Annotated in this window: 7 protein-coding genes; 2 read left to right on the forward strand and 5 right to left on the reverse strand. The window is 45.6% G+C overall.

Annotated features, from left to right (window positions below):
• Positions 1 to 10: 10 nt before the first annotated feature.
• Positions 11 to 2,692: a glycoside hydrolase family 16 protein gene (locus MHN00_RS09465; protein WP_239301005.1), complete on the reverse strand. Its 2,682-nt coding sequence runs from the start codon at positions 2,690 to 2,692 to the stop codon at positions 11 to 13.
• 394 nt (positions 2,693 to 3,086) lie between these two features.
• Between MHN00_RS09465 and MHN00_RS09470 the strand changes: the two genes are divergently transcribed.
• Entirely contained in the window at positions 3,087 to 4,082 is a 996-nt protein-coding gene (locus tag MHN00_RS09470; RefSeq protein WP_239301006.1) for a cation diffusion facilitator family transporter, read from the forward strand.
• Positions 4,083 to 4,204: 122 nt separating this feature from the next.
• Here the strand turns inward: MHN00_RS09470 and MHN00_RS09475 are convergent, their stop codons facing one another.
• From MHN00_RS09475 to MHN00_RS09490, 4 genes are all read right to left on the reverse strand, one after another.
• Positions 4,205 to 6,613, reverse strand: a complete 2,409-nt coding sequence (locus tag MHN00_RS09475; RefSeq protein ID WP_014951136.1) for a TonB-dependent receptor — start codon at positions 6,611 to 6,613, stop codon at positions 4,205 to 4,207.
• Positions 6,614 to 6,921: 308 nt separating this feature from the next.
• On the reverse strand, positions 6,922 to 8,649 hold the full coding sequence (locus tag MHN00_RS09480; protein ID WP_014951135.1) for a solute:sodium symporter family transporter: 1,728 nt from the start codon (positions 8,647 to 8,649) through the stop codon (positions 6,922 to 6,924).
• A 16-nt stretch (positions 8,650 to 8,665) separates the two neighbouring features.
• Positions 8,666 to 10,732, reverse strand: a complete 2,067-nt coding sequence (locus MHN00_RS09485) for an alpha-xylosidase (protein ID WP_239301007.1) — start codon at positions 10,730 to 10,732, stop codon at positions 8,666 to 8,668.
• 116 nt (positions 10,733 to 10,848) lie between these two features.
• Positions 10,849 to 11,601: a TSUP family transporter gene (locus tag MHN00_RS09490; RefSeq protein ID WP_014951133.1), complete on the reverse strand. Its 753-nt coding sequence runs from the start codon at positions 11,599 to 11,601 to the stop codon at positions 10,849 to 10,851.
• A 99-nt stretch (positions 11,602 to 11,700) separates the two neighbouring features.
• Between MHN00_RS09490 and MHN00_RS09495 the strand changes: the two genes are divergently transcribed.
• Positions 11,701 to 12,450 carry a GntR family transcriptional regulator gene (locus tag MHN00_RS09495; RefSeq protein WP_014951132.1) on the forward strand — a complete coding sequence of 250 codons (750 nt, stop codon included), beginning with the start codon at positions 11,701 to 11,703 and terminating at the stop codon, positions 12,448 to 12,450.
• Positions 12,451 to 12,753 lie beyond the last annotated feature (303 nt).

Here is a 12,753-nt window from a genome sequence, read left to right on the forward strand (position 1 = left end):
ATTTGCTTTGTTACTGTGCTGCTATTTCTACATTGTCGATGCGATAAACTGCACCTTCGCCTTGCCCCCATGCTGGGAACATCATGATGACGTTGATAGCGCTGATATCTAAGCCTGCGTCATATAGGGTTTGTAGTGGGAAAGTGTATGTTTGCCATTCACCTTCAACCGGATCAGCACCTTCCAAGCTGGCCGACATTGGAAGTTCAACAGCAGAAGAGACATTAATGGACTCTACTTTGAACAACCAAGGAGCAGAGGCGTCGTTAGGCATTGAGCTTACTTTCATTTCAAACTTAATCGCGCCATTTGAAAGTAGTGATGAAGCATCGAATGATACGGTTTCATCAGCTAAGAAACCCATCACCGTTGGTGTAGCGCCAATGCGAAATTCTGCTACTGTGCCGTGTTCCGCGTCGTCTACTTCTTCAGTTGGCGTTGAGCCACCACAACAATCCCAGATTGACCATTGTTCAGCTGCTGTATCAGCAAAGAGCGTGATGCCCGCACCTGACGCATCTTCGCCGCTATCAGGGTGGTAAAATTTCACATTGTCTAAGCGATAAACCGCGCCTTCACCTGTGCCCCAAGCTGGGAAAACCATAATGACGTCGATAGCACTCACGTCCAAACCACGTGCCTGCAATTCTGAAATGGTAAATGTGTAGGTTTGCCATTCACCTTCCACAGGCTCCTGACCCTCAACGCTATCAGAAAGTGGCAATTCAACAGCAGTAGATGCGCCATTAGACTCGATTTTGAATATCCAAGATGCTTCGGCGTTACTAGGCGCACTAACTACGCGCATATCAAACTGCAATAAGCCACCGTCGGTAAGTGCTGTAGCATCGAATGGGGTGTCACCGCCGCCAGATTCAGGGCGCGTGATAAAGCCCATTACAGTCGGTTCTGCGCCAATTCGAAATTCTGCAGTTAGACCGTGTTCTTCGTTGTCCATTTCTTCAGTAGGGGTAGAGCCGCCACAGCAGTCCCACATAGGCCAGTTAGGGTTCTGCCCATCTTCGAAGATGACTAATTCTGGGTAGCTAGCTCCGCCTTCTTGCGAAATTTCTACGTTAGCCATTCGATAAACCGCGCCATTGCCGGTATCCCACGCAGGGAAAACCATGATGACATCGATAGCGCTTGTATCTAAGCCTGCTGCTGCAAGCGCGCTAAGTGGAAATTCGTAAGACTCCCACACACCCTGTTCAGGCGCAGCACCAGCGGTGTCTGCGGATCCTACATAGCCGTCCATCAGTGGAAGTTCTGCGGCAGTTGAACCTTCAGAACTTTCAATCTTAAATAGCCAATTAGTTGTCGCATTTGCAGGCAGCGATGTAACTTTCAGATCGAATTTAACACTGCCAGTTTCTTCCATTGGAGACGCATCAAACGGAGACGCTTCACCTTCTGGGTCGGTAATGAATTGAGCTCGACTGATAAAGCCCATTACCGTAGGTGTTTCATTAATAGCAAATTCGAAAACCTGTCCTTGCTCGGCATCTTCTACGAGTGCTGGTGTTGACCCACCACAGCAGTCCCACGCAGGCCAGTTTGGATTAGGTGTTCCGTCGAAAATAGTAAGGTTTTGTGCAACACCGGTTGACGGTGGTGAAGGGATAGGCGCCTCGCCTTCCACTAATGCATCGTCTAGTGAGTTGTAACCTGGGCGAACAGTTTCACAGCCCTTGCCGGTGTCTGGGTTCGATGCACATTCGTACACTCGAACATAATCGACCTCGTAAGTCTGACCTTCGACAAACGCTTCAGCATCAATACCTGTTTCGTTTACGTTAGCTGGCCAGTCGCCACCTACTGCAAAGTTAAGGATAATGTAGAATTCTTGATCGAATGGCGCGTTGTCCCAGTGAGTGGTTAGCTCACCTGTGCCTTGCTCAAAGTATTCCGCATACCAGCCGCGGTGAGAAAGTCCAGTTGCGTCACCGTTTGCGTTATAACGAACTTCTGAACGACGCTGCGTAGCGTAAAGGTAATCGTCCATGTACCAGCGAATTTCGCCTTCTTGCCATTCAACGGCGTAGGTGTGAAAGTCGTCTGCTGGATTCGCTCCATCAGGAAGCGAGTAGGCTTTGCCTGAGCTATCGTTATTTGGCCATTCTTGACCATAGTGAAGGGTGCCGTGAATATGGCTTTCAGGATTGCCGTCGGCATCTAGTGCCTTAAGGTTTACGGCTTCCATGATGTCAATTTCGCCAGAACGAGGCCAGCCACCGTAAACCTCATCAGTAGGCATCATCCAAAACGCCGGCCAACTGCCTTGACCAGAGGGTAATTTAGCACGCATTTCAATACGGCCGTATTTAAAGTCTGCTTTGTAGCGCGTGTTTAGACGGGCTGACGTATAAGGCTTTTGCGCTCCTTCTTCCGCGGGTAGAGCAACAATTTTTAGGCTACCGTCAGACACAAATGAATTGTCTTCGCTGTCGGTATAACACTGAGATTCATTATTGCCGCCACCGTCGCAGTTTACTTCGTGAGTCCAGTTGTCATCGTCAATACTGTTCCCATCGAATTCGTCGCTCCATACCAGCTCCCAGTCAGAAACGGGTGCCGCAGGATCAACAACGTCGATGTCTGTAGATGTGGTTGCTCCGCCTCCACAGCCAAATAGGGTTGCGACTGAGATCGCGGCAGCTATCCGCGAAAGTTGAGATGCTTTTTTCGTCATTGTTTTCAGCCCTGATCTAAAGAAATTGGGTTTTTATGTAGTGGCAAATGCCACGTAAAAAGCTTTTTGTAAGCGCTTACAATTTAGGTCAAATAAAAATGGCTGTTTGAAAGCGCTTACATTACATTAAGCGACTGACACATAAAGATCAATACTGTTCTCAAAAAATTAACATTTGGCTGTCGGTCTTATTTTTGTTGTTTTTAATTTATTTTCAAATAAAACAATAATATAAGGTTGTATTACAGGGTGGGTTAAAATTTAAAGGTGCTTGTTTCACTGACTATTTACAAATTATCTCAGAGACTTGTTAATGATCTGTGCTCGATATTTTGTTCGCACCTGGGTACACATCACGTTAAGCTCAACGTACGATCTCATGTGAGTTGTTATTATGCATCACCACAATCACAGCACTACCGCCTCTAATCATCATAAAGGTCAGCATCACGGCCATCACCACGGTGCGCATGCTCAAGCGCTAGGCACAGATTCCACACGCATTGGATGGGCGTTCTGGCTAAATTTCATCTTTACTATTATTGAATTCATCGGGGGTTGGCTTACTAACAGTGTCGCCATAATGGCAGATGCTGTTCACGATTTAGGAGACTCTCTATCCATAGGTCTGGCGTGGTATTTAAGTAAGCTCGGGAATAAAGCATCTACCGAAAAGTATACGTATGGCTTCAAACGGCTAAGCCTTTTGGGAGCTATGATCAACGGCGTTATCTTGGTGATTGGCTCAATTTGGGTGTTGTCTGAGGCCATCCCTCGTTTATCTAACCCCGAAATGCCCGTTACAGAGGGTATGATTGGATTAGCGATCCTCGGTATTGTCGTGAACGGATTTGCAGCTTATAAACTCCACGGCGGTCATTCGATGAATGAAAAGGTGCTTAACTGGCACTTAATTGAAGACACGATGGGGTGGGTAGCGGTACTGGTAGTAGCCATTGTGCTCCATTTTATTGAATGGCCTATACTCGACCCAATTTTATCTATTGGTTTTACGCTATTTATTTTGGTCAATGTTGTTCGGTATGTTGTGCAGACTATGTCTTTGTTTCTACAGGGCGTACCTGACTTGGCTACAAGGAATGCTATTAGCAACACGCTTTTGAAAATCGAGCACGTTGAAGAAATTCACCATGTACATTTTTGGTCGCTTGACGGAGAGCAGCACGTGCTTACTGCACACGTGGTAATAAACTGTGCAATAGACAATGACAAACTGAGAGCACTCAAAAAGGAAGTTCACGAGCGTTTAGCCCCCTTTGAACTTGCTCATACCACGATAGAGTTTGAGTTGCCGGGTGAGCCATGTCGTGATGATAATGACCATTTACACGCCCACTCTCATGAACACCAGCACGAAGAGATAAATTAATACTATTATTTGGGCAAAGGCGTTTGTTTTGATTTTCAGGGACTAACAGCCTGTAGTTGTGCAAAAAAGAGGGGCGTTCACACGCCCCTTTCAACACACACGTTTTTTAATTTATAACGAGATTAAAACCTTGCTTTAAATGCTACGCCGTAATAGCGATCTGCATCGCGCGGTATTTGATAGCGGAAGTTGTCGCCGCTATATGTGGTCGCGTAGCTTTCATCAAGCAAGTTCTTCGCAATCAAAGATACGCGGAAGGCATCGTCTTTGAATGAGAAGCTAACGCTTGCGTTAAGCATGCTGTAGTCAGGTAACAATGAGTGAGGGTTGAATTCACCCGTGTTGCCTGGCAAGTCAGAGTACTGTTCATCGGTATAGATGTAAGACGCGTTGTAGTAAACGTCAAAACCATGCTCTGTTTCCATGAAGTACTCCGCTGACAGTGAGTATTTCATGTCAGGTGAGAATGGAACATCCAATCCCGAACGGTCGGTACACTCTGCCTCTTCAGGACAATTAAATCTATCGATCTCAGCCTTGGTGTACGCAGCGCCACCGATTAGCGTTAGGTTGTCGGTTGCGTTCCACATAAAGTCTACTTCAACGCCTTGGGTCGTCACATCACCAGCATTGGTAAGGCGCGTAATACATGCGCCGTCAGAACAATCAAAGTTGTTTGCTTGGAAGCCTTCAATGTCAGTACTAAATAGCGCGATATTTAAAAGTAGATCGCGACTTGCGTACTTGTAGCCAATTTCGTAAGCGTCAGACTCTTCCGCGCCAATTGGGCGTCCGTCATTCTCTGGGTTGAAGTTATAGTAAACATTGAAACCAGGGCCTTTGTAGCCTTGAGAATAGGTTGCATAAACCATTTGATTTTGGTCGAGATCGTATTGAACACCAAGGCGGCCAGACAAATTGGTTTCATCTACCACACCTTCTGCATCGGTGTTCTCGGTCGCAGGGCGAACGCCCACACCACGGCGTCCATATTCGTCGTTACTTATACGACGGTGAGTGTAAGACACTTCATCATCGGTATAGCGAAGACCGAAGATAAGGCGTAAGTCATCGCTTAAGTCGTAGGTGCCATCTCCGTAAACGGCCCAGTTATTAAACTCAGTGCTCATGAATGCCGTGGCAGACACAATGTCGTTGGCATTACATGTCACACCTAGCGAATTAGCGTAAGCGTCTAGGTCAGAAAGTGCGTCTGTCAGCGCGTCTCCAGACAGGTTATTCTGCGCATAGAATGTCAGTGCTTGGTCAAGTTGAAGGTTATTGTTTTGGCAACTTGCATCACGAGTGAAGTTACGCTCTGAATCCATGTTCCAGTAGAACATACCGGCTAGGAAGTTAAATGGGCCTGCTAGGTTTGATGCAACACGGAATTCTTGAGAAAACTGACTCCATTCTTGCTCACCTACGTCATGCAGCTGAAACGGCACTCCAAATACTGGCTGGTCGCTGTCGCCAGCAATAGACGTAAAATCACCTTCGCGGAATTCTGTATTTTCCCATGAGCGCTGGGCAGTGATCGACGTGAAGGTGTAGTCACCAATGGTTTTGTCAACTTGTACAGAGAAGGCCGAGTGGTCGTCAATAGTGCGAGATTCGAAGTCATGATCAATTTGTCGCTGTTCTAAATCGATACCGTCGGCAATGGTCTCACTGTTGGGCGCTGCCTTCGAGTCGGGATTTCGACCGCTAGATACGCCTTCTAAATCAGCACAACAGTCGTCATCCGCGCTGTAAATTTCGCTAATGAACTTTACTTTTAAATCATTGGTTGGCTCGTAAACCACAACTGCACGGGCACCTTCACGGTCATAGCCGTTTACTTTTTCATTGTTGTAAACGTTGTCGATATAGCCGTCGAATTTACCTTGGAAGACGGTTAAGCTGGCTGAAAGGTCGTCGGTTAAGCCACCACTTACTGTGCCTTTTAAACGGTATTCGTTATCTTGATAAAACTCGGTAGAAAGACTGCCTGTGAGCTCCTGAGAAGGATCTTTTGTGGTGATGTTTACCACACCAGCAGAGGCGTTCTTGCCAAATAAAGTACCCTGTGGACCACGTAATACCTCAATTCGATCTACATCGTACAAATCGGCAAACGCCTGACCAGAACGCCCTAATACAACGCCATCTACCACCGTGGCTACGCTCGGCTCTGCGGCGATACTAAATGAAATTGTTCCAATACCACGAACGGTTAAGGCTGAATTTCGAGTTGTTGTCCCTTTTCGGAAGCTCACAGAAGGCACAAGCGCTTGTAGATTTTCAACATTGTTAGCAAAGGCAGATTCTATCTGGTCACCGCGTAACACTGATACAGCAACGGGCACATCGCTGATGCTTTGAACACGCTTTTGCGATGTAACGACAATTTGTTCAAATGATTTATCATCTTTTGAGGCGTCGACTTGCTCTGTATCTGCCTCTTGCGCAAATGCATTGGTGTGAAGTAGCAATCCAGATGTCATAGCAAGGGTTACCGCCTTGCTGATGAGTGATCTCTTTGTATTCATGTTGTTCTCCAGGGTGTTTCGCTTATCACGCCCTCACTTACACCTTGCTACCTTTATTCGGATACAAAAGCATTTGAGCAAGTAATCGGCGTTTCGTTTTTTATTCTGGCTGCGTAGGGTACAGCGCTACGCGTATTATTCTTTCAGTAGCAAAATTCAATAGCGTTATAAATACGGTCTTCTATATAAAAGATATCTTGCATCTGATGTCTTATATAAGAGTGATTAAGTTAAACAATTGTTAAGCCGTTTGCAAACGTTATGTTAATTTTTTTGTGTTTTTTCTATACAAAAATGATGAAGGAGAGTTAGGCGTGCTGAGAAGCAAGGCGCTTCAAGCCTTGCTCATACTTTACTCGCCACCATTTCAGACTTATACCAATTGCCACGAAACATGTTGCCCACAAGCCGACTAGTGCAGGGACAAACGCGTTGCTTAGTCCATTCACAAAGCCTACAGGAGAGAACATCAGGTAAAGCGTTGCGATAAGGCCAACAAGCACGATGGCGCAGGGAATGGCATAGCGCCATGGCGTCATATTGACTTCAGCCTTCGCAGTGAAATGCCATGGAGTAGTCATTGGGTAGAGCCTGCCTATAGTCAACATAATAGCCAATTCAATAGCGAACAAAATGGCGTAGATATGGATAAAGTTAATATCGACTTCCCATACGAACTTTAGCAGTCCATAGGCAATTACGTGGAAGATAATCGCGACTTTTGCCGCCAGCGCAGGAACGCGTTTTGTAAATAGGCCAACAAGCACAATAGTGATAACGGGAATATTGTAAAAGCCGGTAAATATGCGAATGATTTGCCACAATCCTTCAGGGGCAAACATAAGCAGCGGCGCCGTGATAAAAGAGAGCACAGCAATAACAATACTGGTGATCTTGGCAACGCGAATAAGCTTTTCGTCGCTCACTTTGTCTTTTTTGAAGGGTTTGTATACGTCTAAGCAAAATAGGGTGGCAGCACTGTTAAGCAGTGAATTAAAAGAGCTAAACACCGCACCAAGCAATACTGCTAAAAAGAAACCCGACAAATACTGTGGGAGTACATCTTTAACTAAATGAGGGTAGGCAAGGTCGATAGTTTGAAGATTTTCGTCTTGATATAAGTGATAAGCAATCACGCCTGGTAACATCATCATAAAGGGCACAAGCACTTTAAAATAGCCAGAGAACAACACCCCTTTTTGGCCTTCAACCAGATTTTTAGCGCCTAAGGTTCGCTGAATTACGTATTGGTTAGTACCCCAGTAAAACAAATTGGCTAAAATCATACCCGTGAAAATAGTACCAAAAGGAACAGGGTCGTCGGGACCACCTATAGCATTGAGCTTTTCAGTTTCCGTTGTAGCAATAGTAGATAGACCTTGGCTAAAGCTGCCGTCGCCTAACGCCACCAAGCCAAGAACGGGAACCAATAAACCCACAATTAAAAGGCCAACTCCATTAATCGTGTCTGATACGGCTACCGCTTTTAAACCACCGAAAATGGCATAGAGAGCGCCAATCGTACCGACTATGACGATGGTAAGTACCAGTCCCACCTCATAGCTTACGTTGAAAAGCCCGGGTACATCAAAAAGCCTAAGCACGGCAATAGAGCCAGAGTAAAGCACCGATGGAATGGTAACTAACGAATACCCCACCATAAACAAAACTACCGTCATTCTGCGAACGCTATCGTCGAAACGGTCGCGTAGAAACTCAGGTAGGGTGGAGAAAGCGCCCGCTAAGTAACGAGGCAAGAAAATAAGCGCCATAATAATGGTAGAGATACCAGCGGTAACTTCCCACGCCATAGCGCTTAAGTTATACCCAAAGGCAGAGCCATTTAATCCAATAAGCTGCTCTGCGGAAAGATTGGTAAGGATCATGGACCCAGCAATAAAAGTGCCGGTCAACCCTCTTCCTGCAAGGAAGTAACCGTCTTGCGTGTTTACTTCCCCTTTTGTTTTCATGTAAGAAATAACGGCAACCAGTGCCATAAATGCCATGCATGACAATAGGGTAAGGGTGATATCCATGAACTGCTCCTATGCGCTACGCTGGCCAATGTGTGGTGTTCGACATATCCATATCGGTATGTTGAACATCTGGGCCCATTACAATGCGACTGCCTTTTTGGATGAACACCGCCACATCGTTAAGCGCAAGTATTTCTTCTCTGTATTGCTCACCCTGCACGACTTCCTCGGTACCAAAACGTATCCATTCACCTTTTGGTAAGTAGTATTTAATTTTTCCTCCGGGCACCACACAAGGCACAACAAGTAGGTCATCACCGCACATAAATTGTTGTTCAAAACCATGCGAAAGCGGCTGTTCAGGGAAGGCTAACGCCATGGCGCGCTGAACCGGAAGTCCTGTTTGTGATGCTTTTTCTGCGGTTTCCTTTAGGTATGGAATAAGCTTATATCTTAGCTTAAGGGCCTCAAAAACTGCATTGGAGGCGGCATCGCCGTAGGACCAGGGTTCACGAGGACCAATACCGTGCAATCGCATATGGGCACTAAACACTGACGCTTGTGCCCATCTTACGTAAAGTTCTGCATCTCGGGTGTCTTTGTAAAACCCGCCTATATCGGTAGCGAAAAATGGCCCGCCTGACATACCCCAGGACAAACTGCCACGAATACTTGCGGCTAGGCCATGCCAGTCGGCTTGCGGGTCACCGCCCCATTGTGATGGGTAGCGCTGACTTCCTGTCCAAGCTGAACGGCTAAATAGGAAAGGGCCTGTTTTGCAGTAAGCGTCGGCAGCCTCGTACACACAGCGGTTGTAAAGCATACTGTAAACGTTATGTAGACGATTACCTGAATCACCGCTATACGACAGCATATTGTCGTCTTCCAGCTGTTCGCCAAAGTCGGCCTTTATCATATCTACGCCAAGGTCAAATAAAGGTTTGTGCGACGTTTTCCAAAATTCGTAAGCTTCAGGGTTGGTAAAGTCTAAAATACCTGAGTCTGGCAAAGGCGTAAGTACTTCGCCAAATGGGCTCAAATCCCACGCATAGCGGTACGCTTCGCCAGTGCGTTTGTCCTTTATCAGCCAACCCTTTTCGGCCGCCTTTTTGTAAAGGGGGTTTTTCACTGAAATCATGGGGTATTCCCATACGCAAATCTTAAAGCCTAACGCTTTAAGTTCATCAATAACCGGTTGAGGATCGGCGTAGCGTTTAGGGTCCCACTCAAAAGCAAAGCGGGTATCAGTGTCTTGCCATGCGCGACCATCAAGGGTGATAACATCGCAAGGCATATTCTTTTCGCGCACTTCGCGGGCAACGGCGAGTAGCTCGTCGGCGTCTTTATAATACGCTTTAGACAGGATTACACCTAAGCTCCAAGTTGGAGGTGTTGGCGCAAAGCCTGTTAACTCACTGTAGGTTTGAAGGCATTTAGCTGGCGAGTCTTGATGGAACAAGAACATGTCGAGTACGTTATCTTCAACTAAGCACACATAAGCTCGCTGTGACCAAAGTGCGTAGCCGACTCCATGGGTGACTGGTGCTGGAGTATGCACAAACAAATTCCAGCCTTCAGGACTCCATGCGTAAGGTGTGTTTTTATAAGACTTTTCGGCGTTTACGCCTAAAGCGTCGTGGTTGTATGAGCGAATTAGCTGGCCGCGTTTATCAAGCTTGCCCCATTTCTCTCCAAGACCATAAACGGCTTCGTCGTAGCTAAGCTCTAAACTTACTAACCAACCTTTGTCGGTTTTAGCGAATGGCGGCAAGCGATGCTGACGTACAAAGTGGCCGTCGGTGGCGCTTTGCTGAACTAAAACGTCATTTTTATACAGCTTGAAATGAAGAGGTGCGGCAAAAACTTCTAATCGATAGTCGCCTGCTTCCAGGGTGCTGTGAGACTGATCACCGGAAAGTACTAGCGATAGCCTTTCCGGCGCTTGAGTAAGCATACCAAAATCATCTGCTGCATTTACGTCACTTTGAATGCGTAAACCAAACTGACTAATACTTAGACTCAACTCACCATATTGGGTGGGGACAATAAGTGTCTTATCATCCGACAAAAAGGGCTGCTCAGTAATGTCAGCGGCTTTAATATCGTTCCATTCTGGCTCATTTACACAAAACGCGTTACTCATTTCTACATTACCCTTTATGTCTTATATAAGACATAAGTTAATGAAATGTAACTTGGGTGTCAATCTGCAATTAGAAAATTATGAAGATTTAGATCCGCGTTCACTATCAAGCCGTCTTATATACTGATATTTTGGACAATAAGGGTTACGCCACTTAATGCAAGCATGGTTAAGGCTAACAGTCGGACAGCGGCAGCGGATACGCGAGCAGCGAGAATTCGTCCTAATCGCGTGAAAATTAAAATGACGGGAATGGCAAAAACAGCAGACAGAAACACTTCTGTTGAAGGCAAAGTACCAAACGGTATTATGGCAAGGCGTATAAGTGAGGTAACACTAAATACGGCCAGCAGCGTTATCCTGATTTCATTAATTGGCCAGGTTTGTCGATAACACTGAAATACCACAGGTGGGCCAAAGGTAGAAAAAAGACCACCTAGCAATCCACCTAGAGCGCCAGCGATAGAAAAACCGTATGCGCGACCAGATGGCTGTGTCCGCTTTCTTTTTATTAATAAAAGGCCACAGCAGCTGAGAATAGCCAAGCCGAGCAGTAAATTGAGCCAAGTTGCCATCCCAACGGACAGGTATTCCAACAATGCGTAGCCTACCGCCATAAATGGTATACCGCTAACCAGTATAATAGTGAAAGCACGTCTATTTATTTGCTCCGTGTTTTTCACTACTAAGCTGATGGAATTGAAAAGACTTAGAAAACTCACCATAAAGGTGGTCGCCGTAAGCGGCAAGATGCCGAATAACGTAAAGCTTGATACCACCATAAGGCCAAAGCCAAACCCGCTTAAGGTCTGTAGCAGTGTCGCAAGCCCTAATAGCGCAAACATGGGAAGCAGTGTTTCCAAAAGCATCACGTGTAATTCCTGCAATGTATGTGATTTATATCAAAAGTGCGCTATAACTCTTGTGTATGATATAACAACAAAAATTAAGCGTTTAGGTTAGGGTTCATGTCTTCATCTCAATTCGATCACAAACTCAGCGGTCCAAGTCTTGCCTTTCAGCCACTGTATCAACAAGTCGCTGAATACATTAAGCAGCTTATTGTCGAGCGCCGTTGGCAACCAGGCGAGATGCTACCTAGTGAGTTTAAGCTTGCTGACGAATTCAATGTTAGCCAAGGAACCGTTCGCAAAGCGCTAACATTGCTGACAGATACCAAAATTGTAACCCGTCGTCAGGGGGTCGGTACATTTGTTTCTGAGCATACGGCACAAGATGCGCTGTTTCGTTTCTTTCCGTTACAAGCTGACGGAAAAGGTGCTGACCTACCCAAAGCTGAACTGTTAAGTAAAGAGCTGGTCGAGCCAATTGAAAGTGTCCAAACTGCACTATCAATTACCGCTAAAGACAAAGTAGTGAAGCTTAAGCGTAGGCGAATTCTCGATAACGAATTTTGTATGCTTGAAACTATTTATTTACCGTCTAAGCGATTTCCTGACATCGAGAAGCGAGAAGATATTCCGCATACTCTGTATCATTTTTATCAAACAGACTATAACCAAACTGTATTTAAGACCCGTGACAGCATTAAAGCGGTTTTGGCCTCAAAAAGTGATGCAAAAAGCTTAGGTATCGAAAAAGGAATGCCGTTACTTATGGTTACGCGCGTCACTGAGTCTATTGACGGTAAACTCATTGAATATCGTGAAAGCAAATGTAGAACTGACCACTACCATTACCAAGTTGAACTTGATTAATCCTTTGCTATCAACGCCAAACTGTTCAACCACAACGTTTTAAACGTCCGTTCCTGTCAAATTGTTTCTTACCGACTCTCGAACACCTAGCATAACAAGGTAACGCTTTACCTTGTTATGCCACCGCTAGACATTTCTTTTTATTGCACTCCAAACTTTTCATTAAGTTTGTTAACACTTTGTTGACATCGGTATATCTGTGTAATAACTTATGTCTTATACAAGACTAAAGTTTGAAGCTAAAGTTATACAAGAGCATACTGCAAAAGTAAACCGCGGCTTTTTATCTTTGCAGTACGTTTA

Source organism: Alteromonas sp. Cnat2-8 (genome assembly GCF_022348355.1).
Classification (GTDB): Bacteria; Pseudomonadota; Gammaproteobacteria; order Enterobacterales; family Alteromonadaceae; genus Alteromonas; species Alteromonas macleodii.

Bases quoted from the DNA above. Each gene is read 5' to 3' on its own strand.
- MHN00_RS09495 (WP_014951132.1), top strand. From the start codon at position 11,701: ATGTCTTCATCTCAATTCGATCACAAACTCAGCGGTCCAAGTCTTGCC.
- MHN00_RS09465 (WP_239301005.1), bottom strand. From the start codon at position 2,692: ATGACGAAAAAAGCATCTCAACTTTCGCGGATAGCTGCCGCGATCTCA.
- MHN00_RS09485 (WP_239301007.1), bottom strand. From the start codon at position 10,732: ATGAGTAACGCGTTTTGTGTAAATGAGCCAGAATGGAACGATATTAAA.
- MHN00_RS09480 (WP_014951135.1), bottom strand. From the start codon at position 8,649: ATGGATATCACCCTTACCCTATTGTCATGCATGGCATTTATGGCACTG.
- MHN00_RS09470 (WP_239301006.1), top strand. From the start codon at position 3,087: ATGCATCACCACAATCACAGCACTACCGCCTCTAATCATCATAAAGGT.
- MHN00_RS09490 (WP_014951133.1), bottom strand. From the start codon at position 11,601: ATGCTTTTGGAAACACTGCTTCCCATGTTTGCGCTATTAGGGCTTGCG.
- MHN00_RS09475 (WP_014951136.1), bottom strand. From the start codon at position 6,613: ATGAATACAAAGAGATCACTCATCAGCAAGGCGGTAACCCTTGCTATG.